The sequence below is a fragment of the Caballeronia sp. M23-90 genome, assembly GCF_053574605.1.
The window spans coordinates 1-23,340 of the sequence record NZ_JBSIPA010000050.1 but is presented as its reverse complement, the minus strand read 5'-3'; the positions used below and the strand labels follow the sequence as shown (position 1 = coordinate 23,340).

The window sequence follows — 23,340 nt, the reverse complement described above, 5'->3', positions numbered from 1 at the left end:
TGCTGCACCTCGCGGCGCTGCTCGGAGGCGCCTTCGCGTTGGCCGCGTGCGTGTCCTTGTCTATCTGGTGCGCCGCCGGCGTGATGTTTGCACGCTTGTTGAAGACGCCGCGACAATGGCGGCTTCTGAACGGGTCGATGGCCCTTTTGCTAGCGGTATCGATCATTCCAATGTGGAGATGAAAAATGAACACGATGTTGTTTGCCGAATCCTTCGACCTGATGTCCGCCTTCGACGCAATTCAGGACTTCTGGTCGCCGAAGGTCGTGGCCCAGGTCAACGATCAATACGTCAAGGTGGCGAAAGTGCGTGGCGAACTGGCATCGCATAGCCACGAGGGCGAGGACGAGTTGTTTTATATCGTGCGTGGCAACCTGCGCATGGAGTACGAGAACGGGCGTGTGGTGCCGCTGGCGCAAGGCAGCATGCATGTCGTGCCGCGTGGCGTGCTGCACAACCCGGTGGCGCAAGAGGAGTGCTGGATCGTCTTGATCGAGCCGGTCACGACGTTGCACACGGGTAACGTGGATACGCCGCTTACAAAGACGCTCGCTCAGCAGCTTTCCTGATCGATCACGACTGCCACGCCTGGCGCGTGGCTGTCGCCGTCAAAACCATCGCTTTTGATTCAATGCTTCATCATCTCTTCCCATTACACGAATCACTCCGATAAGTTCCATTGATTCGCTTTCCTTATTTTCCATAGCGTAATGCTTTGAAAACCTCCGCGCGGTTGGCCAAGATCGACTCGCCTATGCACCGGGCTGTTTTTACGATCGCACCAAATATCACACTTATCGCCAAGATTGACTTGACCTTATAGGAGCTGCAGGGTGTCTACTGGATGCACGATTCCAGCAAGGAAGTCACCATGTCCGATACAAGTTTCAAGCCCGATCGCCCGACGCAAAAGCTCGACAGTCCGCAGCAAGCCGGCAAGAACGTTCGTACTCCGATCCGTATCAAGCAGATGGATTGTCCGACTGAAGAAGCATTGATTCGAAAGAAGCTCGGAACAATGAAATCCGTCGAAGGCATGGAGTTCAATCTCATTCAGCGCGTCATCACGGTCGAACATGCCCCGGACGCACTCGAGTCCATTGCGGACGCGATCCGGTCGCTCGGATTCATTCCTGAATTGCCGAACTCGACTGGCCGGCTCGACACCGCGGTGGCCGCAACCAGCAAACCATGGTGGCCTCTCGCGCTGGCCGGGGTTGCTGCCATCGGCTCAGAAGCGGTGGGCTGGCTGGGTGCGTCGATGTGGTTATCCGCGGCCCTGGCAATTCTTGCTGTCGTTGCCTGCGGGTTGACCACGTATAAAAAGGGCTGGGTCGCCCTCTCCAACGGCAACCTGAACATCAACGCGCTGATGAGCATCGCCGTCACCGGCGCGCTCGTGCTCAGACAATGGCCCGAGGCCGCGATGGTGATGGTGCTCTTCACCGTTGCCGAACTCATCGAGGCGAAAGCGCTCGATCGCGCGCGCAACGCCATACAGGGTTTGATGCAACTCACGCCGGCCAAAGCGACGGTGCGCCAGCCGGACGGCACCTGGGAGGACATCGATGCCAAGGCGGTCGTCATAGGCGCGATCGTTCGGATCAAGCCCGGCGAACGTATTGGTCTGGATGGCACGGTTGTATCCGGGCGGTCAACCGTCAATCAAGCCCCGATCACCGGCGAAAGCTTGCCTGTCGACAAGACCGAGGGTGACTCCGTATTTGCGGGGACCATCAACGAAGCGGGCTCGTTCGAGTTCCGGGTCACCGCGATCGCCGGCAATACGACCCTTGCGCGAATCATCCATGCAGTGGAAGAAGCCCAGGGTGCGAAAGCGCCGACTCAACGCTTTGTCGATCAATTCGCGCGCATCTATACGCCCATTGTGTTTGCGGTCGCGCTCGCCATAGCAATCGTGCCACCGCTTATTTCCGGCGGTAGCTGGCAAGACTGGATTTACAAGGCGCTTGTATTGCTCGTGATCGCGTGTCCGTGCGCGCTCGTCATCTCGACCCCCGTCACGATCGTGAGCGGCCTCGCCGCAGCGGCGCGCAAGGGCATTCTGGTCAAGGGCGGCGTTTATCTTGAAGAAGGCAGGAAGCTGACGTGGCTCGCACTCGACAAGACCGGAACCATCACCCACGGCAAGCCTGTCCAGACCGACGTCCAAATGCTCGATGACCAAGCCGATCTCGAACAATGCAGGCGGATTGCATCCAGTCTCGCCGGCCGGTCAGATCACCCGGTCTCGCTGTCGATTGCCAAGGCAGGAGATACCGCCCGGTTCATTCGCATGCCGGTCGACAGTTTCGAGGCGATTCCCGGACGCGGAGTGCGTGGCGTGGTGGAGGGAAAAAGTTATACGCTTGGTAATCACCGGCTCGTTGAAGAGCTCGGACTATGCTCGCTTTCACTCGAGGCAACCCTGGAGTCGCTGGAACGACAAGGCAAGACCGTTGTCATGTTGAGCAGTCCGACCCATGTGCTCATTCTGTTCGCAGTCGCCGATACGGTGAAAGAAAGCAGCCGGGAAGCGGTCGAAGACCTGCACGCGCTCGGCATCCGCACCGCCATGCTGACGGGCGACAACCCGTACACCGCGAACACGATCGCACAGCAGGTCGGGATCGATGAAGCGCGCGGAAATCAGTTGCCTGAAGACAAGCTCAAGGCGATTGTCGATCTGTCCGCGGACGGATCGGTGGTCGGGATGGTCGGCGACGGCATCAATGACGCGCCTGCTCTTGCGCGCGCCGACATCGGCTTTGCAATGGGCGCCATGGGAACCGACACGGCGATCGAAACGGCCGACGTCGCGCTCATGGACGATGACCTTCGCAAGATCCCTGCCTTCGTGCGTTTGTCGAAAGCGACTCATAGCATCCTTGTGCAGAACATCACGCTTGCGCTTGGCGTCAAAGCGGTTTTCCTCACATTGACGCTGATGGGAATGGGAACGATGTGGATGGCGGTATTTGCTGACGTCGGCGCAAGCCTGCTGGTTGTCAGCAACGGATTACGCCTGCTGCGCAAATGACTCGCGGGTAATTTCTGCACGCGAGATGCAAACAACTGAAAACGGAGCACGATATGGGACTTCTGGACAAGCTATTGAGCGGTTATCGCGCTGGTCACGGCGGGGGTGGGCATGGCGGAGGCCACGGTGGAGGTCACGGCCGCAATCGCGACGGCCACCACGACTCTGGTCAGGGATGGGGAACAGATGGAGGGAACCGTCCGGAGTATCGGGAGGCCCCTCGGGCTCCGGCCGACAGCGTTCGGAACGAACCTGATCCGGGACAGGGATGGGGCCGGGGTAACGCGCCAAGCGTCGCTTGTCCGAAATGCAACACCGCAAATCTGGCGGATGCGAAGTTTTGTTCGCAATGCGGGGCTTCAATGGCACCTGCTGCCTGTTCACAATGCGGGATTGCAGTAGCTGCCGGCGCGAAGTTTTGTAGCGGATGCGGCGCGCAAGCTACGTGAGTCCCGCTACGCTGGACAGAGGGCCTCATTGTCGACGCATGAACTTGAGGCTGGACTTGCAAGCTGCGCATCCCGCCTCGGCGCCATGCTGTGATTCATTCAGTCTAAAGCCAAGAAGCTCCCGCCGATTCCGCGGTCTAAAAACCGTCTAATTAAAGAGTTTTCTCAGGCGTCCGGTCTGCAGATTCCACCATGCAGCACGGCAAAAAAACAAAGGACTCCGGTGAATCTCTGGCTTCAAGAAGCGGCATCGACAATACAACAAGAGTTCCACGACCTCGGTGACGCATTCACTATCACACAGGTTGTCATGCGGCTCGGCATGGCGCTGATGCTCGGCGGCATCATAGGCTATGAGCGTGAGTCGGCTGGAAGCGACGCTGGCATGCGCACTCATATGCTTGTTGCCGTCGGGTGCGCGTTGTTTGTTGTGGTTCCGCTGCAGGCAGGTTTCTCTCAGGACAATATGAGCCGCGTCATCCAGGGTCTCGTGTCTGGCGTGGGCTTCCTCGGCGCCGGGGCCATACTGAAACCACTAGATGATCGTATACGTGGCCTGACGACTGCTGCAAGCATCTGGTTAAGCGCGGGAGTCGGCGTGGCTGTCGGGCTTGGCCGGGAAGCCACGGCAACGCTGAGCGTCGCGATTGCAATAGCGATTCTCGCTGGCGCAAGACTGTTTCGCAAAATTCCTCCAGGAGCAAACCGAAGACCAAGGCAGCCTGCTGACGTTCCGCAGGGGCGAGTCTAAAAGTTGGTCCTCGCGGATCGAAGTAACCGTATCAATGCATCCTGGTGTTCACCGAAACTCACCGCGCACTGTCGGTGATGTTTCACCCGACCAGACGGCACTGCTGTTCGGGAAGATGAGCCTGAACGTTGTCCGAACGTTCGGGACACTGGTGACAGTGCATTCGCCTCCGTGCTCCTGCATGATTGAACGCACAATGGCAAGCCCAAGTCCGGTCCCCGTCGCGGAGCCATGCCGGGATGGATCGACCCGATAAAAACGATCGAAGATACGATCCATGTGCTCGGCGCCAATGCCCCGGCCAAAGTCGGTGACACTGACTTCGCTGGACGTTCCGCGAGCCTCGCAGCGTATCTCTACCGCCGTGCCGTGGGGCGCATGAGCAACTGCGTTGGAGACCAGATTACTGATAGCCCGCTGAACGAGCAGTGGGTCTCCAGGAAACTGCACTTCCCCGGTCACATCGATGTTGACGCCGGCATCCTCGGCCGAAATCTCATAGAAGCCCGCGATGCGATCCGCTTCCCTGCGGCCATCGATCCGGACGAAGACAAGCTTTTTCTGCGAATTGTCGCAACGGGCAAGGAACAGCATGTCATCGATCATGCGCGACAGCCGCTGGCACTCGTCAACGCTCGATTCAATGACCATACGATATTCGTCGCCGCTACGAGGCTGCGTCAAGGCAACCTGCGCTTCCGCCAGCAAATTGGTCAAGGGCGTCCGCATGTCGTGTGCAAGATCGGACGAAAAGCGGTTGAGACGGCCAAAGGAATCATCGAGCCTTGCGAGCATGCGGTTGAACGCCTGACTCAGTTCCTTGAGCTCTCCCGCCATGCCTGCCTCGGCCAACGGCTGCACCAGCCGGCTACTCGAAACCGCTTCGGCTTTTGCCGTCAGCCGGGCAAGCGGACGAAGGCCGATGAAAGCGATCATGTAAGCGACTGCGGCCGTAACCAGGGTGCCGACCACCACCACTAATAGCACACTGAGCGCATACGCTTTTAAAAGCGCGCGCTCACTTCTTCCGTCGTACTGGACCGCTACGCGCACGACCGGGCCTTGCACGCCGTCCAGGGGCACGAGCGCAACGAGATACCTGAGGGTGGTCCCCGGGATGGAAATGGCTTTGGGCGCAACGCCGGGTTTCGCACCAAGAACCGCGCTGTTCGCGCGAAATCCACTGGTACCTGTGAGTCTTCGCCCCTGCATGTCGTAGAGCGCCAGATCCACATTCTGGTGACCGTGAAGGGGCGCGGCCAGTGGAGCGCCTTCTGACGCAACCTCCTCGATGGTCCTGATTTCACTCAGGTGCGAGCGCGCTGCCGTCAATGTCGTCGTCATTTCCTGTTCGGACATCGAGGCGATGTTGGTCTTCAGTGCCTGGTAAAGCAACAGCCCGCTGACAGCCAGAAGCATCGACGTCGAGACTGCAAAAAGTATTGTCAGGCGAGCACGCAGTGTTCGAGGCAGCAGACTTGTCATCATTCGGACGGCCGCGCTCGCTCTTCAAGGACATAGCCCATGCCACGAACCGTGTGAATCAGCTTTGGCTCGACGTCGTCGTCGACTTTGGCTCTCACCCGGCGGATCACGGCGTCCACCACGTTTGTGTCGCTATTGAAATTCATGTCCCAGACTTGCGACGCAATGGTGGAGCGCGGCAGGATCTCGCCCTGGCGCCGCATCAACAGCCAAAGCAACGCAAACTCTTTCGCCGTCAACAGAATCGTCTTGCCGTGCCGCGTCGCTTTTCGGCGGGTCACGTCAAGTTCCAGGTCCGCCACTTTCAATGTGGACGAGTCGCGACTTTGCCCACGGCGCAAAATGGATCGCACTCGCGCCACCAGTTCGACAAAGTCGAACGGCTTCGCAAGATAGTCGTCCGCTCCCAGCTCCAGCCCTTTCACTCGATCGCCCACATCATCACGCGCCGTCAGAAACAATACCGGCGTGAGACGCGTCTTCCGCAATTCTTGGAGAATGGACCACCCGTCCTGCCCCGGAAGCATTACGTCCAGGATGATCAGGTCGTAGTCTTCCGTTTGGGCCTGATGCAGACCGCTCACGCCGTCGGCCACCCAGTCCGCGACGAACCCCGTTTCATTCAGGCCCTTGCGAAGGTAGATTCCCGTCTTGGCCTCGTCCTCTACGATCAGGATTCTCATATGCTTTCCCCAGCCGACTGACCAAACCGGCGACGCAACCGCGCTGGAACCAGCGGACGAAGCAGGTTGATTGCCGCCCCCCGGAAAGACGTGGAATGACACGCCCGATACAACACAGGCAGCACCAGCAAAGTCAATGCGGTAGACGAGATAATGCCGCCGATCACAACAGTCGCAAGCGGCCGCTGAACTTCGGACCCGGTCCCTGTGGCGAAAGCCATGGGCAGGAAACCAAGCGAAGCCACCAGTGCGGTCATCAGAACCGGTCGAAGCCGGGTGAACGCACCCTCTGTCACCGCGGTGTCGAGGTCTCGTCCTTCTTCGCGCAAACTACGAATAAATGCAATCATCACCAATCCGTTCAGAACGGCCACACCGGACAGTGCAATAAACCCGACCGCTGCGGAAATGGATAACGGAATACCGCGCATCCATAGCGACAGCACGCCACCGCTCAATGCAAACGGAATCCCGGTGAATACCAGCAGGCCGTCTTTGACGTTATCAAACATCATGAAGAGCAGCAAGAAAACAAGCAACAGCGCAACCGGGACCACGAGCTTCAACCGTGCGGTGGCCGTTTGCAACTGCTCGAACTGGCCGCCCCAGGAGACCCAGTAGCCTGAGGGAATCTGAACGCCCTGCTGCAACTTCTCTTGCGCCTCAGCCACGAATGATCCCACATCCCGTCCGCGGACATTTGCGCTGATGACGATCCGGCGCTTGCCATCCTCGCGGCTGATCTGGTTCGGTCCGGGCGAGACGTCGATGTCAGCCAGCTCTGCAAGCGGTACATACGGGGCTTGTACAGGTACTGCGCTCGCGCCTGCACCCGAACCGATCGCGGTGGTTGGCAAGGCGATCGGCAATCGCTTGATCGCTTCAATATCCGTACGCAGGTCATCAGGAAGCCTGACGACAATGTCAAAACGCCGGTCACCTTGAAACAATGTTCCGGCCGTCTGTCCGCCGACTGCGGCTGCGACCGTGTCCTGAACATCGGCAATGTTCACGCCGTAGCGCGCGAGCTTTTCGCGATCGAGGGTGACGGTCAGCACAGGGAGGCCCGTGGTCTGCTCGACCTTCACCTCGGACGCACCGGGCACTTTCTGCAATATCGCCGCAGTTTTCGAGGCGGTGGCGTTCAACACGGCCATGTCATCGCCGAATATCTTTACCGCGACGTCGCTTCGCACGCCCGAGATCAGCTCGTTGAACCTGAGCTGGATCGGCTGCGAGAACTCGAAGTTATTGCCAGGGAGCGTCTCGACCACCTCTTGCATTTCCGCGAGCAGCGCCTCACGCGATTTTTTCGGATCTGGCCATTGATCCGCCGGCTTCAACATGATGTACCCGTCGGAGACGTTCGGCGGCATCGGGTCGGCGGCAATCTCCGCGGTCCCGGTTCTTGCAAACACGCGCTCGATCTCCGGGAAGCGTTCCTTGAGCGTCTTCTCGACCGCTTTCTGCATCGTGACGGATTGAGTCAAGCTGGTACTCGGGATGCGCACCGCTGCAAGAGCCATGTCGCCTTCGTTCAGACTGGGAATGAATTCGCTTCCAAGCCGCATCGTGAGCAACAAGGTCAACATGACGATGACGACCGCTCCCCCCAACACCCGCTTGGGACGCGCGAGGAATGCGTGCAGCGCCGGCTCGTATGCACGTTTGGCCCAGCCCATCACGCGGCTTTCCTTCTCGGCGACGCGGCGGCCGATGAACAGCGCCACCGCAGCCGGAATAAACGTCACCGACAACACCATGGCGGCCGCCAAAGCGATGACGACCGTGATCGCCATCGGGTGGAACATCTTCCCCTCCACACCTGTGAGGGCAAGGATTGGCAGGTAGACCACCATGATGATCAACTGGCCGAAGATCAGAGGCCGGCGCGCCTCCTGAGAGGCAGCGAACACCTCTGCGAATCGTTCTTCAGGCGAGAGTGGCCGGCCCGCTTTGGTTTGCGCGTGCGATAACCGTCGAATGCAATTCTCGACGATCACGACCGCACCGTCGACGATGATGCCGAAATCGAGTGCACCCAGACTCATCAGGTTTGCACTGATCTTGCCGTTCACCATGCCTGTGAACGTGATCAGCATCGAAAGCGGAATCACGGCTGCCGTGATGATCGCCGCCCGAATGTTGCCGAGGAACAGGAACAGGACCGCGATCACCAGCAATGCGCCTTCAAACAGGTTCTTTTTGACTGTAGAGACCGCTTTCTCGACCAGGACGGTACGATCGTAGACAGTGATGGCACGAACTCCGGCAGGCAGCGAGCGATTGACGTCCTCCATCTTCTTCGCGACTGCTTTTGCAACCTTCCGGCTGTTTTCCCCCATCAGCATGAACACCGTGCCGAGGACCACTTCCTCGCCATTGGCCGTTGCGGCGCCGGTTCTCAGCTCGCGGCCAATTTCGACCTGGCCGACGTCCTTGATACGCACCGGCACGCCGCCCACGTTGGTCAGTATGACGTTGGCGATGTCGTCGATCGACTTGGTCTGTCCCGGCACACGGACAAGGTATTGTTCCCCTCGCTTTTCGATGTAGCCGGCGCCCACGTTCGCATTGTTGCGCTCCAGCGCGCGAACCACGTCGCCAAGCGAGAGACCGTATGACATCAGCTTGGTCGGGTTGGGAGCGACTCTGAATTCCTTGACGAAGCCGCCAATCGAATTGACCTCGGTGACGCCGGCCACATTGCGAAGTTGCGGCTTGATCACCCAGTCCTGCAATTCCCGCAGGTCCGTTGGTGTGTACGCGGTTCCATCGGGCTTGCGCGCGTTTGCATCTGCTTCGACAGTCCAGAGATAGATTTCGCCGAGGCCGGTCGAGGTGGGACCCATAGCAGGTGTCGCGCCGGGCGGGAGCTTGTCTTTTGCCTCCTGCATCCGCTCATTCACCAGTTGCCGCGCGAAATAGATGTCGGTGCCTTCCTTGAAGATGACGGTGACTTGCGACAGTCCATAGCGGGAAATCGAGCGCGTCTGCTGGAGATTGGGAAGACCGGCCATGGCCGTCTCGACCGGAAACGTAATCCGCTGTTCGGATTCGAGCGGTGAATAACCGGGTGCGGCCGTATTGATCTGGACCTGGACGTTGGTAATGTCCGGGACCGCATCGATCGGCAGCTTTTGATAACTGTAGACGCCGAGTGCCGCGGCGCCAAAAACCGCGATCATCACCAGCCAGCGGTGCACGATGGCAAAACGAATCAAACGCTCAAACATGGTACGTGTCCTTCCCGAAGGCCGTGAGCCGTCAAGGTGTTGTCGGGGTCGATGACCGTGAGGCGGGAATTGGCTCAATGCCCTTCGGCACTGCCTTTTTCAAGTTCGGCTTTTAAAACGAAGCTGTTCGCAGCGGCATACTGCTGACCCACCTTCAGCCCCTTGGTGATTTCGACAAAACGGTCGTCACGGCGGCCCAGTTCGACGCCTTGCGCCACGAATCCTTTCGAGGTCTGAACGAAGATCGCAGGCTTGCCGTCGATGTCCTGCAACGCGTCGGTGGCGACTGCAACAGGCGCGTCCTTTGAACCTGCAGTTACCGAGACATTCACGAACATGCCGGGGCGCCATGATCCGTCTGGATTGGCGAGCACGACCCGCGCGGGTGCGGTTCGGGTCTGCTCACCAAGCAGCGACCCGACATACGCGATTTTCCCCGAGGCTTTTGACTCGAACGCCGCCGCACTGATGGTGGTTTCCCGGCCCACCTGGACATCGTTCAGCCGTTGTGCGGGCACAGCCATCTCGGCCCATACCGTGTTGAGGTCGGACAGGACCAATACATTCGCGTCAGCCGCAACCGCTTCGCCAACAGTGACGTGCTTTTCAACGATCGTGCCCGTAAATGGCGCCCGCAATTCATAGCGACTCAGCGCGCCAGTGGCAGCAGAAGCATTGAGTGCCAGTAACTTCTGGCGAGCACTCGCAGTCGCGATCTCCGCTTCGCGCAACTGTGTCTCGGCCAGCAGATAGTCCTGCTCAGCCGATATTTTTTCCAGCCACAACGTTTTTTCCCGCGCATACGTGGCCTGTGCGGCCCATAGCCTGCGCTCGGCTGTCAGCAATTCGCTGCGGCGATCTGCAAGGTCAGTGCTCGCGATGAGCGCCAGCACCTGGCCTTTCTCGACACGCTGACCCAATGACACGGAGACCTTCTCAACGATTCCGGCGACGCGAGGCACGATATGCGCGGTGGCATCTTCGTTGAATCTGATTTCGCCCGGGAGAACAAACGAACTGGCGACCGACGCCGGCCCTGAGTTTTTCATCGCGATGCCGGACGCCTTCAACTGGTCCGGCGACAATCGAATTGCACCGTCTGCGCGAGACACCTCATAGCTCGCATTCGCGCCGGCGGCACGGACATTCAACAAGACGTCGAATACATGAGGCTTCGCAATCGGTCCGGGCAAAACAAATTTTTGTCCGGATGCAACCAAATCGACCAGTTGCTGGCTGCCGTCATAGCGCTTTATAACGCCAGATATGGAAACACCGGCGGGACCAACAGGTTTGCTTTGAGAAAGGGGATATACCTCAAGCTGCACGGCGTCACCCTGCTCCACAAACACGACCTCTATGGACTGTGTCCCGCTTGTCAGCACTGTGCCTCCCCGGGGACCCGCGGACGGGTCGGTCGCAGGAGCGGCATTCGCTGCGCTCGTGCCGTTGATGTCCGCGCCGAAGTAGTTCGCTGACAACAACAGGAATGCAACTACGACGGCAGATCCGCCGGCAGCCAGAACCAGACTTTTTTTGCTTGCCATGACGTGCCTTAGGGTTGTGCAGAGGGGGGTAAAGACGATGCCAGTTCGATATTTCCAACGAGGCGCTCGAGGTCGGCGTAAGCCTGTCGCGCCGCGATCAAGGCCTTGAGGTACTGCGATCGTGTCTGGAAGAGCGTGCGTTGTGCATCGAGGACATCTATGAAACCGAACTTGCCCAGGTCGAATCCGCGTGACGTGGCGTCCAGCGCCTGCCGAGCGGCTGGGAGCACTTCGCTCTTCAAGCGCCGCGCCTCTGAGCTCGCCGCGTCATAGCTCGCGTAGGCTTGAGCGATGTCCATGCGCATTTGCGCGAGCGCCCCGTCACGATCCGAGCTGGCTTTATCCGCACGATGCCTGGCCTCGATCACCGCGCCTCTATTGGTATCGAAAATGGGCAACGGGATCGAGATACCGACCACAGCCTGATTGCTTGATATCCCGCCTGCGACGATGCGTTTCATGCCGGCGCTCACGGTGATGTCCGGCGTGCGCCTCGCGCGCTCGAGGGACAGGATCGCGTTGGAACGGCCTATCTCTGCGAATGCTCGACGGGCCGCCGGCGAATCTTCGATCCTCTGTTGCAGCGCCGACAAGCCGATAGGCACCTGCAGCGCTTCGGCGTCCCCAGTCACGACTCGATCCGTCAAATCAGGGATTCCCATGGTCGACGCAAGCTTTACTCGCGTAGCCGAAACGAACGCGTTCGCGCTTGTCAGGGCAATTTGAGCTTCGGTTGCCGCGACCTGCGCCCGGGTTGCTTCAACCGGGGAGACTTTGCCCGCTGTTGCACGTCGCTGGACCAATTGCGCCGAGCGGGTTGCAATGTCGGCCGAGTCCCGGGCGAGTTCGACTGTCTTTTGCGCGAACAACACCCCGTAAAACGCTGTGCTCACATCGGCGTGCAATATGGCGACCCGTCCATCGAGTGATGCGAGAGCACCCTGCCGCGCGTATGAGGCAGCATCCAGGCGGTAGGACCGTTGACCCGCAAGTTCGATGCGCTGGCTCAAGAGCCCTGTCGAAGTCCGTTCGGCACTCTTGAATCCCTCTTGCAGGAATGACACTTCCGGATTCGGGCGAGCACCGGCCTGCATATAAGATCCTGCCGTTGCGTCTGCTTCCGAGCGAGCGCTTAGCAGCAGCGGATTATTGTCGAGCGCGATACGCTGCGCTTCGTCCAGCGTCAACGGCACTGTCTGAACCGTGTTACCTGCGGTTTGCGTGACTGCATCAAAGCGCAGCGGCGGAGAACTTTCTGTCGCCGTGGTTTGTGCTGCGACCGTGCCGGCAAGCGTGGCCGATACGGCCACTCCTAAAAGGCGTATACGCATTTTCTTTACTCGATTAACTCTTGAATATGTGGGGTCATCATACGAACCGGCTACGCTGCCAAGATGAGATGAACATGAGATTTTTGTCATGTTCGTGATTGATCCCCGGGTGGTCTCTTTAAACGATAATTTCCGCGCGAAACTCAACGCGGGGGACACGACGGCAAGCGAACGTGCAGGTTCTGACACGGATAGTCCGGCCTCAGTTGAGGCGTGCGCTTTTTGACTGCAGGGGTCGCTGACGAGGCGCTGTTCTTGTGACCATCTGCATCGAAAGACGAGCAACCCGTCAACATGACGACCGTGGCCAAGACGATCGAGACGCTCAAGGCGCGGATCGATTGCAATGGACGCGCAGACTCTGCAGCACTGTCTTTACGGTCCGGATTCGGCTTGATTGATTTCACGATCAGCACCTTTGATTAATAGTGCAACGAGTTGATGAACGCATGACGCGGCAAGTGCGGACGCGCGATTCCCCAAACGCCCGCGGCCGATCGATTTTCTTGGACGCGGGCGGTGGCCTCAACCTAGTAACGATCGTGCAGGGCGTGTGAAGTCTTTGGCGGGGAACGCGTTTCGGCCCCTGGTATCAAGGCCCGACCCTGTGAATCAACTTGCTGACAGAGGGATCGGCACTAGCACCATCGACCTTTTCCTGAAGCGCATCGTCAGGCATCGCTTGTGAAGGCAGCTTTTCGGTGGAGGGGTCCGTTCGGCCGGCATCGGGCGTCTGCGCGGGATAACTCGGTCTGTCGAGGATACGTGGCGGATAGTCGTGCCCACCATCCGCGAAGCTATTCGAGGAAAGGGTTACCGCAAAAACGGCGATCAGAATGAGAGCTGGTTTCATGAGGAATACCTCCAGACAATGCGGACCGAAGCGGTCTTCGATTGATCCCAGTCTGAGGCGTTGCTTCCCATGTGAACATGACGACCAGATGATTTTTTTGTCATCCGGATTTAGAAGTCCGAACTGTATTGAATGGTCTATAAGTTTTTTCTATATGACAAAATTATCATGGCGCGATCATGGTCGTGCACCGTCGGCCGTACAAACTTCTCTCCAAGCCGCCACATCGGCGGTCCTTAATCGAGAGAAACCAAATTATGAAAGCGTCGAAAAATATTCCCGCAGTTCTGGTTTTGACATGCGCGTCAGTGGTTGCGTTTGCTCAAACGCCGCCAAGCGGAAAAACTCGCCAGCAAGTGCAGCAGGAACTGGTACAAGCGCGGCACGATGGCATCATTCCGACTACGAAGAACGACTATCCGCCCAGCGCGGCCACCGTTGCGCGCAATCAGGACGTCCATGCTGTAACAAAACATCCGGGTGAGCGAGTGCCGGCGCAAGCGGACCTTCACGACACTGCGAAGTGACGTGGAACATGCAAAAGGGTCAACGCGAACGGTAGCTACGCTTCCGTTCGCGTTGGTCGTCATGACAAGGCCGTTTCGGCGTAGTCTCAGCTGGGGCCGCCCTCCGTTAACAAGCCCAAGGATCTCCATCACGAAAGTTAAACTAACACGAACCCCGAATAAATCTGGATTGCTTGCGGGCCACACGATCGATATCCTTCCGTGGCGCATTCACGCGAAATCCGCCACGCTCCGGCCGGAACAATTCATCCTCAGGACGGCGTCATGCTCAAGAACATTGCAACCGGTTTGCTTGACATCGCTTACGAAGAACAAGGCGATCCCAACGGATGGCCGGTGATCCTGTCGCACGGCTTTCCATACGATATCCACGCCTACGACGACGTCACACCGCGCCTGACGGCCCAGGGCGCCCGGGTCCTGACGCCCTATCTGCGGGGCTACGGACCGACGCGCTTTCTTGCGTCGACGACACCTCGGTCAGGTCAGCAGGCAGCGCTCGGGGCGGACCTGCTGGCGCTGCTCGACGCACTTCAGATCGAACAAGCCGTGCTCGGCGGATACGACTGGGGCGGCCGCGCGTCGTGCATCGTGGCAGCGCTCTACCCGGCAAGAGCGCGAGGTCTGGTCTCCGTGAACGGCTACAACATCCAGAATCTGGCTGCCGCTACGCAGCCCGAAAGCCCAGAGAAGGAATACCGGCTTTGGTACCAGTACTATTTCCACGGCGAACGCGGCCGGGCCGGACTGACCGAGAATCGTCGTGAGTTCTGCCGGCTGTTATGGTCATTGTGGTCGCCGACCTGGCATTTCAACGACGACACGTACGCGCGTTCAGCCGCTGCATTCGACAATCCGGATTTCGTCGATGTCGTCATCCATTCGTACCGGCATCGGTATGGACTCGTCGACGGCGATCCGCAATTCGACGACATAGAGCGCCGCTTGGCGGTCATGCCATCCATCACGGTGCCGGCCGTCACGCTGCAAGGCGATGCCGATGGCGTCAGTCCTCCAGGCGGCAGTCAGGCCGGCTTGAAGCGGTTCACGGGCCGTCATGAGAACCGCGTGGTTCCGAATGCCGGTCACAACCTTGCGCAAGAGGCGCCGGATGCGTTCGCCGACGCGATTCTTGAGGTCAATGCCTGGGCGGGATGATCGGCGCATGAAGCGGAACAGGATCCGGATGTTTATCGTCACTGCTTCTGCTGAGCGGCAAAGCGCGGTTTGCTCCTCTCCCCCGCGGCCCGCAAAACGAAAGCGAAGGCGGTGAACACGAACCCAACCGCACAGACGCCGGACCATCCGGACAGCGCCCAGGCAGCGCCTGACAATGCGGCGCCGAGCGCGCCGCCGACAAAGAATATCCCGACGAACAAGCCATTCAGTCGCCCGCGCGCAGTCGGGTCCATCATGTTGATTGCCCGCCGGCCGAGCGTCTGGTCGGTGACAACACCGGCATCGAGCGCGCCCGCGCCTACGACCAGCATCGCGACAGCCAATACCGGATGGGCCTGCGCCGAAAAGCCTCCCCAGCCGGCACCGGCCACGCCGATTACCAGGAGCGCAACGAGCATCGTCAGATGGCCGGCCAGCAGCATCTTGCGGCTCCATCCCCGGTCGCCCGCACGGCCGGCGAGCGGTGTCACGATCGCTCCTGCCGCACCGGCGAGCGCAAACAACGCAATGCCATTCATGCCGAAGCCGAACGGCGGTTGAACGAGCCGCAGGCCGATCGCGGTCCAGAACGCGCTGAACGCACCCATGACCAGTGCCGCCGATGCAGCATTGCGTTGCAGCACAGGCTCGGTGCGCACCAATGTCCAAAGCGAATACAGGAGAGCGGAATACGATGTCCGGTTACCAGGCGTGCGCACGGGAAGCTTCAGATACAGCACGACGGCGACCAGCGCATCAGTAAGCGCGGCGAGACCGTAGAAAGCACGCCAGCCGACTGTCCCCGCTATCAGGCTTGCGGCCGGACGCGACAACAGGATCCCGAGCATCAAGCCGCTCATCACATTGCCGACCGCGCGTCCGCGATGAATTTCCGGCGCCATTGAAGCGGCCATCGGGACGAGCATCTGGATGGCGCTGGACGCAACGCCTGCCAGCAATACAGCGACGAGAAACAAGACGCGCGAGTCGGCGACCATCGCGATTGCGAGAAAGACGGCCCCGCAAGCCAGCGTCCACACAATAAGCCGACGGTTCTCCAGCAGATCGCATAGCGGCACGAGCAGCACCAGTCCGATTGCGTAGCCAAGTTGCGGCAGCATGGCAGCGAGGCCGGCGAACTGCGGTGCAAGGTGCAGGCTCAAGCCGATCGCGCCGGTCAGCGTTTGAGCGGCAAACAGGTTCATCACCATCACGCCGACTGCGGTCGCGAAGAAAACGGTCAGCGGGACAGTGAGCGTAGGGGTGGCGTCGGCTTTCGGCACCCTACTGACGACGGGGGTGGTTTCTGCGGTGGGAAGCATCGAATGTTTTCTCTGGACTGGATCAGAGAAGCATCCTAACGACGCGAACATTATGCGACAATTGAAAAATGTTGATAATGATTATGCGAGTTAATTGTGAACACGCGGGACTTGCAGGCGTTTGTCGCAGTCGTAGAAAGCGGTTCGATGGTTCGTGCCGCGGAAAAGCTCCATCTCACGCAGCCGGGTTTGACGCGGCGCGTGCAAAACCTCGAGACCATGCTGGGCGTGGAACTGCTCGAGCGTCAGAGCAAGCCGCTCAAGCCATCGGCTGCCGGCAACGAGGTGTATGCGCTCGCGCGAACCGTGCTGCGCGCGGTGGACGACTTGTTGTCGGTTGCATCGCTCGACAGCGAACCGTCCGGCGAAATGCGGATCGGGATGCCGCCCTTTCTCGGCGAAGTGGCGCTGGAGAAGCCCGTTGACCGTCTGCGCTGCATGTTTGCGCGACTGACGCTGCGTGTCACGGCGGGCTGGTCGCCATCACTCGTGCAAGGCGTCGAACGCGGATCGCTCGATGCAGCAATCGTATTGATGCCACCCGGCTTCGCGCCGCCGGAGGCATTGCACGCAGCACGCCTCGCGTTCGTGCCGACGGTGATTGTCGCGGCGCGTTCCCTCGGGCTTCCTGATGTGCCGGCAACGCTCGCAGAGTTGAGCCGCCACGAATGGGTGCTGAATCAGGATGGCTGCGGAATGCGCTCGGTGTTGAGGCGCGCGCTGCAAGCTGCCGGCCTGCCGTTGAACGTCGCGGTCGAAGCGTTCGGCTCCGAACTTCAACTGTCCCTTGTTGCACGCGGGCTGGGTATCGGGCTTGTCACGCCGGACATACTGGAGAGGAGTTCGCACCGGGCGGCGCTGCAGATCATCGATACCACCGATTTCCGCACCGGAGTCGATGTGTGGTTCGTCCATGGTTCCGTTCCGGGCCGGTTGATGCGGGCCATCGACCTGTTGCGTTCTTCATTGGACGACGTGCTTGCCGAACGCGGCATCGCGCCGCTCGCCGAAGAAATGGAACCGGCCGGTCAGGTCGCTCAGTAAGGGCTGTGTGTTGACCTGGGTCAACCGGGGAGTGGCGATGTGGACTACCTTCAAGGATGGTCCTCATTCGTTCATCGCCGGGCTTGATCCAGCGCGTGATCGACCTCCTCCTCTTGGAATCGGAAAATCATGCCAGGCAACTGTACAGAACGGCGACACGCCGTTCCATCGAACCTCGCCGCAAGCTCGAGCAGGACCCTGGGCGCGACTGACTCGTGGAGCATCCCTTGACCGTCTCTTCGCCCGGCCCGGCCGATGACAGCATCACCCTTTCGGTCCCGCAAGCGGGTGCGCCGAAGCTCAAGACAACCGGTGCCGCCGGCCTCAGCACGGCCGAAGCCGCGCTGCGGCTCACACAAAACGGTGCGAACGCCGTCGCCGATATCACGCCTCACCCGCTATGGCGCGCGGTCCGGAAATTATGGGCACCGGTTCCGTGGATGCTCGAAGCGGCAATCGTCCTGCAACTGGGACTGGGCGATTATGTTGGCGCGGGTATCGTCCTGTTGTTGCTGCTCTTCAACGCAGGGCTCGGGCTCTTCCAGGAAGGTCAGGCGCAAGCCACCGTCGATGCCCTCAAGTCACGTCTCGCGCTGATCGCGGCCGTGCGTCGCGACGGCCAGTGGACCACCGTCCCGGCGGCTGCGCTAGTGGCGGGCGATATCGTCAAGCTGTCGCTTGGCACCGTCGTTGCCGCCGATGTCCGGCTGAGCGCCGGCTCCGTCCTGCTCGACCAGTCGATGCTCACCGGCGAATCCGCCGCCACCGAATCCGGCGCGGGATCGCTGGCCTTTGCCGGCGCGCTGGTGCGTCGCGGCGAAGCCGTGGCGGAAGTGATCGCAACCGGCGAGCGTACGAAGTTCGGCCGCACGGCGGAGCTGGTGCGCACGGCCAAGGTTGAAAGCTCGCAACAGAAGACGGTCCTGCGTGTCGTGCGTAATCTGGTGTTGTTCAACGGCGCGGTGACCCTGCTTCTTGGCATCTATGCCTTTTCGGTTTCCATGCCGATCGGCGAGGTCGTGCCGCTGCTGCTCGTCGCGCTTTTATCGTCGATTCCCGTGGCGTTGCCTTCCATGTTCACGCTCGCCGCCGCGGTCGGCGCACGCTCGCTCGCAAGCCGCGGCGTCTTGCCGACAAGCCTCTCAGCCGTCGATGAAGCCGCCGGCATCGACATCCTTTGTTCCGACAAGACCGGCACGCTGACACGCAACGAACTCGCGGTGATCAACGTTCGCGCGCTGCCGCCCTACGACGAAGCCCACGTCCTGGCACTGGCCGCGGCCGCGAGTTCGGACGGCGGCCGGGATCCCGTCGATACCGCCATCCGCCGCGCATCGGCAAGCCAGCCGGTCAAGGACATCCCGGCGTTGATCACGTTCATCCCTTTCGATCCCGCCCTGAAACGCTCCGAAGCCACAGTGCGCGGTGCAGACGGCGCGCAACAACGCGTCCTGAAAGGCGCATTCCCGACCATTGCGGCACTTGCGCAGCCGAGCGCGAATGCTGCGCCAATCGTGGATGAATTCGAGGCCAAGGGGTTACGCGTACTGGCCGTCGCGGCGGGAACATCCGGTGCCCTGACGATAGCCGGGTTTATCGCCCTGAGCGATCCGCCCCGCGACGACTCCGCTGCGCTGGTCACCGAACTCGACGGGCTCGGCGTGCGCACGGTCATGGTGACGGGCGACGCGCGCAAGACCGCGGAAACAGTGGCGGCATCGGTTGGCATCAAGGGCGCTGTCTGGGACAAGAGCCCGATTCCCGCCGACATGAATGCGCAAAGCTACGCGGTCTTCGCGGGCGTGCTGCCGGAGGACAAGTACCAGCTCGTCAAGTCACTGCAGCAGCGCGGACATATCGTGGGGATGTGCGGCGATGGCGCGAACGACGCGCCCGCGTTAAGGCAGGCGCAGATGGGCATTGCGGTATCGACGGCCACGGATGTCGCGAAATCGGCCGCGGGCGTCGTGCTCACGGAAGCGGGCCTTGGCGGTATCGTCGCGCTGGTCAAGGAAGGCCGGACCACGTTCCAGCGCATCCTGACCTACACGCTGCGCTCGATCATCCACAAGATCGTGCAGGTCCTGTTCCTTGCCGTCGGCCTGATTCTGACGGGTCACGCGATCCTCACACCGGCGCTCATGGTGCTGATGATGGTGACCGGCGACTTCCTGGCCATGTCGTCTTCCACCGATAACGTGCGCCCCTCGCCACGCCCGAACATCTGGCGCATCCGCAACCTGACCATCGCGGGTATCGTGTTGGGAATCGTGGATCTGCTGTTCTGCGTCGCATGCCTCGCGACGGCGAAATTTGCACTGGGCTTCGACACCGGCATGCTGCGCACAGTGGCAGTCGTGACGCTCGTATTCAGCGGTCAGGCGGTCTTTTATGTCGCGCGGGAACGGGAACATCTTTGGAGTTCGGTGCCGGGGAAATGGCTGATCCTGTCGTCCATGGTGGATCTGACGTTCATCAGCATCCTGGCAATCAACGGCGTTCTGATGGATGCCGTGCCGCTCGTCGTCATTCTCGGCTTGCTGGGCGCCGCGGCGGTGCTCGCCCTCGTACTCGATTCAGTCAAACAAGTCTTGTTTCATCGAATGACGGTGGCGTGACTTCAGACGCGCGGGCCGAACGTTCGATACAAACGAAAAACCAGGCAACAGGCCATTATGAACAAGCCCTTACCGGATTACGATGCAGAAGGTCCCGATCCCGTAATAGGCCCGACCAAACCGCATCTGCTGGGCGTGCTGGGTCCCGGCCTCATTACAGGCGCCTCCGACGACGACCCCAGCGGCATCGCCACGTATAGCCAGGTGGGCGCGGCCTTCGGCTATGGGCTGTCGTGGACGCTGCTCTTCAGCTATCCGTTGATGGTCGCCATCCAGATGATCAGCGCCCGCATCGGCCGCACTACCGGCCACGGCATTGCGGGCGTCCTGCGCCGGCACTATCCGGCATGGCTGCTGCAATGGATCGTCGTGCTGCTGCTGATTGCGAACATCGTCAACGTGGGCGCCGATCTGGGCGCCATGGCCGATGCACTCTCGCTTTTACTGCCGGGTCCCAAATGGCTGTATGTGCTGCTGTTCTCAGTGATCTGCGTCGCCATGCAGTTGTTGCTGCAATACACACGCTACGTGGCCGTGCTCAAGTGGTTCACGCTCTCCCTGTTTGCTTATTTCGCCGTGCTGGCCGTGGCGCATGTCGACTGGTCCCGGCTCGCAAGCAGCCTGTTTATTCCGCGTCCGCTCTGGACATCGGCATATCTGACTGCTGTTGTTGCCGTGTTCGGAACCACGATCAGCCCCTATCTGTTTTTCTGGCAGTCCGGCGAAGAAGTCGAGGACATGCGCGTGCATCCACGGCGCGTGGATCTCTTCGATGCACCCGAGCAGGGTCCGGCGGCGCTGCATCGAATAGAAGTCGATACGATGGCCGGCATGGGGCTATCCAACATGGTCGCCCTGGCGATCCTCGCGACCACGGCGGCGACGCTGCACGCGGGCGGCATTGTCGATATTGAAACCTCCGCGCAGGCAGCCCAGGCGCTGCGGCCGATTGCCGGCCCGTTCGCTGCGCTGTTTTTCACGGTCGGGCTGATCGGGACCGGCTTCCTGGCCGTGCCGGTGCTGGCCGGATCGGCGGCTTATGCGATCGGCGAGGCGCGCGACTGGCCGGTGGGTTTCACCCGCAAGATGCAGGAAGCGAAGGCGTTTTACGCGACTATCGCGATTGCCACGCTGATCGGCATGGTCATCAATTTCACTTCCGTCAATCCAATCAAGGCGCTCTACTGGAGCGCGGTGCTCAATGGCGTGGTCGCGGTGCCCGTGATGTTCGTGATGATGAAAATCGCGTGCCGCCCGGACATCATGGGGAGATTCGCCGCTCGGGGCTGGCTGCGCGCGCTCGGCTGGATTGCGACGGCCGTCATGCTGGTGATTTCGGTCGCCATGGTGGTGACGTCGATTTGACGAATGTGTGCGCGGCTCGCTGAAGTCGCGTTAGTGCGCTTGGAATGGGTATTGCTGAATTGTCGTGGCCGACAGTGAGACGGCTGAAGGGTGCTCACGGATCCCGGCTAACGAACATTCAGGAGCTGCAAATGAGAGCCTTGCGCTGGCATGGAAAACACGACATTCGATGTGACACGGTGCCCGATCCGGTCATGGAAGAGGGGCGCGACGCGATCATCAAGGTGTCGACTTGCGCGATCTGCGGCTCCGACCTGCATCTGTTCGACGGCTTCATGCCGACGATGGAAAGCGGCGACATCATGGGCCACGAGTTCATGGGCGAAGTGGTCGAAGTAGGCAAGGACAACAAGGCGCTCAAGGTTGGCGACCGGGTCGTGGTTCCCTTCACCATCTTCTGTGGCGATTGCGACCAGTGCAAACGCGGCAATTTTTCGGTTTGCGAACGCAGCAACCGTAACAAGGACAAGGCCGACAAGGTGTTCGGCCACACCACGGCGGGGCTGTTCGGCTACTCGCACCTGACCGGCGGTTATGCGGGCGGCCAGGCTGAGTACGTCCGCGTGCCCATGGCCGACACCACCCACGTCAAGATTCCGGACGGCCTGACCGACGAACAAGTCCTGTTTTTGGGCGATATCTTTCCGACTGGCTGGCAAGCGGCGGTCAATTGCGACATCCAGCCTGACGACACAGTCGCAATCTGGGGCGCGGGCCCGGTCGGCCAGATGGCGATACGCAGCGCCGTGCTGCTGGGCGCAAAGCAGGTCGTCGTGATCGACCGGGTGCCCGAACGCCTTGCCATGGCGAAGGCTGGCGGCGCAATCACCATCAACTTCGACGAAGAAAGCGTCCTCGACCGGTTAAAGGAACTGACCAATGGCAAGGGCCCGGAAAAGTGTATCGATGCGGTCGGCATGGAATCGCATGCAACCCGTTCTGTCGATGCCGTCTACGACCGCGTCAAGCAGGCCGTGATGCTGGAGTCTGACCGTCCGCACGTGCTGCGCGAAATGATCTACGTGTGCCGTCCGGCAGGCATCCTCTCCGTGCCAGGGGTGTATGGCGGCCTGATCGACAAGATCCCGTTCGGTGCATCGATGAACAAGGGACTGACCTGGAAGATGGGCCAGACTCATGTGAAACGCTGGACGGACGATTTGCTGAACCGCATTCAGGAAGGCCAGATCGATCCGTCTTTCGTCATTACCCACACGGTTTCGCTGGAAGACGGTCCTGCGATGTACAAGACGTTCCGCGACAAGGAAGACGGGTGCATCAAGGTCGTCCTCAAACCCTGAGGGCAGGCAAGCCACCCCGTGTGGATTCGGACGGCTGTTCATATGACAATGTGGGCTCGATTCAATAAAGCGGCGCCGGCCCTGGCCGGCTGCACGCGCACAATCAACCCTGTTGGATAGGAGACAGCTTGATGAAATGCACGATCGTAGGATCGCGGTATTTCGGCGCCTTGGTGCTGGAAGCGTTTCTGGCCGATGGAATCGAGATCGCCGGCGTGGTGGCGCCCGCCGCCGACGACCGCCTCGCCGTGGCTGCCCGGGCGGCCAACTTGCCGACCTTCATCCACGAGAATCCGAAGTTCATCGACGGCAGCGCCATTCCCGAAGACACTGGTCTGATCATCGCCGCGCACACTCATGCGCGCGTAAGCGACGAGGCGTTGGCGCGCTCCCAGAGTTCCCGTGCGGTTTCGCCCTTCTTGACGAAGCACCAGTCCTGCGCGGCAATCGCGCCCGCATCCCAGCCGTGCGAGAGATGGTAAATGGAGCCACCGGCGATCGGGTCGCCTTCCAGGATGGTCCACTCGACCGCCGCAATGCCGCGGTGACGAGGCAGCAGCGAAGGGTGATAACCCACACCGCCCAGGCGTGAGCGCGCCAACGCCTCGTCGCTTACGCGCGCATGAGTGA

General features: G+C 60.4%; 19 protein-coding genes and 1 pseudogene. 11 read left to right on the top strand and 9 right to left on the bottom strand.

The annotated features are described in order from the left end of the window. From ACRXB1_RS08075 to ACRXB1_RS08055, 5 genes and pseudogenes are all read left to right on the top strand, one after another. Positions 1 to 182: pseudogene (locus ACRXB1_RS08075) on the top strand (LysE family translocator); the annotation flags it as partial. A gap of 3 nt (positions 183 to 185) precedes the next feature. Beyond that, on the top strand, positions 186 to 569 hold the full coding sequence (locus ACRXB1_RS08070; protein ID WP_449491715.1) for a cupin domain-containing protein: 384 nt from the start codon (positions 186 to 188) through the stop codon (positions 567 to 569). Positions 570 to 871: 302 nt separating this feature from the next. Continuing rightward, positions 872 to 3,040 carry a heavy metal translocating P-type ATPase gene (locus ACRXB1_RS08065; protein ID WP_449491714.1) on the top strand — a complete coding sequence of 723 codons (2,169 nt, stop codon included), beginning with the start codon at positions 872 to 874 and terminating at the stop codon, positions 3,038 to 3,040. A gap of 53 nt (positions 3,041 to 3,093) precedes the next feature. Then, positions 3,094 to 3,489: a zinc ribbon domain-containing protein gene (locus tag ACRXB1_RS08060; RefSeq protein WP_449491713.1), complete on the top strand. Its 396-nt coding sequence runs from the start codon at positions 3,094 to 3,096 to the stop codon at positions 3,487 to 3,489. Positions 3,490 to 3,712: 223 nt separating this feature from the next. Next, positions 3,713 to 4,240 (top strand): MgtC/SapB family protein, encoded by a 528-nt coding sequence (locus ACRXB1_RS08055; RefSeq protein WP_449491712.1) that lies wholly within the window; start codon positions 3,713 to 3,715, stop codon positions 4,238 to 4,240. Positions 4,241 to 4,288: 48 nt separating this feature from the next. Here the strand turns inward: ACRXB1_RS08055 and ACRXB1_RS08050 are convergent, their stop codons facing one another. The 6 genes from ACRXB1_RS08050 to ACRXB1_RS08025 form a co-directional block, all read right to left on the bottom strand. Next, positions 4,289 to 5,728, bottom strand: a complete 1,440-nt coding sequence (locus tag ACRXB1_RS08050; protein WP_449491711.1) for a heavy metal sensor histidine kinase — start codon at positions 5,726 to 5,728, stop codon at positions 4,289 to 4,291. Continuing rightward, complete coding sequence (gene irlR, locus ACRXB1_RS08045; RefSeq protein WP_062001708.1) at positions 5,725 to 6,408, bottom strand: heavy metal response regulator transcription factor IrlR; 684 nt, start codon at positions 6,406 to 6,408, stop codon at positions 5,725 to 5,727. Before irlR ends, ACRXB1_RS08050 begins: the two co-directional genes overlap by 4 nt. Next, positions 6,405 to 9,644: an efflux RND transporter permease subunit gene (locus tag ACRXB1_RS08040; protein ID WP_449491710.1), complete on the bottom strand. Its 3,240-nt coding sequence runs from the start codon at positions 9,642 to 9,644 to the stop codon at positions 6,405 to 6,407. Before ACRXB1_RS08040 ends, irlR begins: the two co-directional genes overlap by 4 nt. Before the next feature lie 74 nt (positions 9,645 to 9,718). Beyond that, entirely contained in the window at positions 9,719 to 11,191 is a 1,473-nt protein-coding gene (locus ACRXB1_RS08035) for an efflux RND transporter periplasmic adaptor subunit (RefSeq protein WP_449491709.1), read from the bottom strand. 8 nt (positions 11,192 to 11,199) lie between these two features. Further along, on the bottom strand, positions 11,200 to 12,522 hold the full coding sequence (locus ACRXB1_RS08030) for a TolC family protein (RefSeq protein ID WP_449491708.1): 1,323 nt from the start codon (positions 12,520 to 12,522) through the stop codon (positions 11,200 to 11,202). 592 nt (positions 12,523 to 13,114) lie between these two features. Beyond that, the gene (locus tag ACRXB1_RS08025) at positions 13,115 to 13,375 is read right to left on the bottom strand and encodes a hypothetical protein (RefSeq protein WP_062001705.1); all 261 of its coding nucleotides are present in this window, start codon (positions 13,373 to 13,375) and stop codon (positions 13,115 to 13,117) included. Between the two features lie 179 nt (positions 13,376 to 13,554). On the opposite strand from ACRXB1_RS08025, the gene ACRXB1_RS08020 reads away from it, so the two are divergent. Beyond that, positions 13,555 to 13,902: a DUF4148 domain-containing protein gene (locus ACRXB1_RS08020; protein WP_256701004.1), complete on the top strand. Its 348-nt coding sequence runs from the start codon at positions 13,555 to 13,557 to the stop codon at positions 13,900 to 13,902. A gap of 264 nt (positions 13,903 to 14,166) precedes the next feature. Next, complete coding sequence (locus ACRXB1_RS08015) at positions 14,167 to 15,060, top strand: alpha/beta fold hydrolase (protein ID WP_449491707.1); 894 nt, start codon at positions 14,167 to 14,169, stop codon at positions 15,058 to 15,060. Positions 15,061 to 15,098: 38 nt separating this feature from the next. Here the strand turns inward: ACRXB1_RS08015 and ACRXB1_RS08010 are convergent, their stop codons facing one another. After that, positions 15,099 to 16,382 (bottom strand): MFS transporter, encoded by a 1,284-nt coding sequence (locus ACRXB1_RS08010; RefSeq protein WP_449491706.1) that lies wholly within the window; start codon positions 16,380 to 16,382, stop codon positions 15,099 to 15,101. A gap of 96 nt (positions 16,383 to 16,478) precedes the next feature. Between ACRXB1_RS08010 and ACRXB1_RS08005 the strand changes: the two genes are divergently transcribed. From ACRXB1_RS08005 to ACRXB1_RS07990, 4 genes are all read left to right on the top strand, one after another. Next, positions 16,479 to 17,426 carry a LysR family transcriptional regulator gene (locus ACRXB1_RS08005; RefSeq protein ID WP_449491705.1) on the top strand — a complete coding sequence of 316 codons (948 nt, stop codon included), beginning with the start codon at positions 16,479 to 16,481 and terminating at the stop codon, positions 17,424 to 17,426. Positions 17,427 to 17,653: 227 nt separating this feature from the next. Then, positions 17,654 to 20,044 carry an HAD-IC family P-type ATPase gene (locus tag ACRXB1_RS08000; RefSeq protein WP_449491704.1) on the top strand — a complete coding sequence of 797 codons (2,391 nt, stop codon included), beginning with the start codon at positions 17,654 to 17,656 and terminating at the stop codon, positions 20,042 to 20,044. A gap of 57 nt (positions 20,045 to 20,101) precedes the next feature. Further along, a complete protein-coding gene (locus ACRXB1_RS07995) occupies positions 20,102 to 21,409 on the top strand; it encodes an NRAMP family divalent metal transporter (RefSeq protein WP_075357445.1) in 1,308 nt (435 codons plus the stop codon). 131 nt (positions 21,410 to 21,540) lie between these two features. Further along, entirely contained in the window at positions 21,541 to 22,710 is a 1,170-nt protein-coding gene (locus ACRXB1_RS07990) for a zinc-dependent alcohol dehydrogenase (RefSeq protein WP_174362370.1), read from the top strand. Between the two features lie 38 nt (positions 22,711 to 22,748). Here the strand turns inward: ACRXB1_RS07990 and ACRXB1_RS07985 are convergent, their stop codons facing one another. Both ACRXB1_RS07985 and ACRXB1_RS07980 read right to left on the bottom strand, forming a co-directional pair. Beyond that, positions 22,749 to 23,069: a hypothetical protein gene (locus ACRXB1_RS07985; RefSeq protein ID WP_449491703.1), complete on the bottom strand. Its 321-nt coding sequence runs from the start codon at positions 23,067 to 23,069 to the stop codon at positions 22,749 to 22,751. Beyond that, on the bottom strand, positions 23,066 to 23,340 hold a 275-nt coding region (locus ACRXB1_RS07980), incomplete at its 5' end, for a formyltransferase family protein (RefSeq protein ID WP_449491702.1). The genes ACRXB1_RS07980 and ACRXB1_RS07985, both read right to left, overlap by 4 nt.

What these genes read in the sequence shown, in the direction of transcription:
- ACRXB1_RS08070 (WP_449491715.1), top strand. Translation starts at nt 186, where the DNA reads ATGAACACGATGTTGTTTGCCGAATCCTTCGACCTGATGTCCGCCTTC.
- ACRXB1_RS08065 (WP_449491714.1), top strand. Translation starts at nt 872, where the DNA reads ATGTCCGATACAAGTTTCAAGCCCGATCGCCCGACGCAAAAGCTCGAC.
- ACRXB1_RS08060 (WP_449491713.1), top strand. Translation starts at nt 3,094, where the DNA reads ATGGGACTTCTGGACAAGCTATTGAGCGGTTATCGCGCTGGTCACGGC.
- ACRXB1_RS08050 (WP_449491711.1), bottom strand. Translation starts at nt 5,728, where the DNA reads ATGATGACAAGTCTGCTGCCTCGAACACTGCGTGCTCGCCTGACAATA.
- irlR (WP_062001708.1), bottom strand. Translation starts at nt 6,408, where the DNA reads ATGAGAATCCTGATCGTAGAGGACGAGGCCAAGACGGGAATCTACCTT.
- ACRXB1_RS08040 (WP_449491710.1), bottom strand. Translation starts at nt 9,644, where the DNA reads ATGTTTGAGCGTTTGATTCGTTTTGCCATCGTGCACCGCTGGCTGGTG.
- ACRXB1_RS08035 (WP_449491709.1), bottom strand. Translation starts at nt 11,191, where the DNA reads ATGGCAAGCAAAAAAAGTCTGGTTCTGGCTGCCGGCGGATCTGCCGTC.
- ACRXB1_RS08030 (WP_449491708.1), bottom strand. Translation starts at nt 12,522, where the DNA reads ATGCGTATACGCCTTTTAGGAGTGGCCGTATCGGCCACGCTTGCCGGC.
- ACRXB1_RS08025 (WP_062001705.1), bottom strand. Translation starts at nt 13,375, where the DNA reads ATGAAACCAGCTCTCATTCTGATCGCCGTTTTTGCGGTAACCCTTTCC.
- ACRXB1_RS08020 (WP_256701004.1), top strand. Translation starts at nt 13,555, where the DNA reads ATGGTCGTGCACCGTCGGCCGTACAAACTTCTCTCCAAGCCGCCACAT.
- ACRXB1_RS08015 (WP_449491707.1), top strand. Translation starts at nt 14,167, where the DNA reads ATGCTCAAGAACATTGCAACCGGTTTGCTTGACATCGCTTACGAAGAA.
- ACRXB1_RS08010 (WP_449491706.1), bottom strand. Translation starts at nt 16,382, where the DNA reads ATGCTTCCCACCGCAGAAACCACCCCCGTCGTCAGTAGGGTGCCGAAA.
- ACRXB1_RS07995 (WP_075357445.1), top strand. Translation starts at nt 20,102, where the DNA reads ATGAACAAGCCCTTACCGGATTACGATGCAGAAGGTCCCGATCCCGTA.
- ACRXB1_RS07990 (WP_174362370.1), top strand. Translation starts at nt 21,541, where the DNA reads ATGAGAGCCTTGCGCTGGCATGGAAAACACGACATTCGATGTGACACG.
- ACRXB1_RS07985 (WP_449491703.1), bottom strand. Translation starts at nt 23,069, where the DNA reads ATGAGTGTGCGCGGCGATGATCAGACCAGTGTCTTCGGGAATGGCGCT.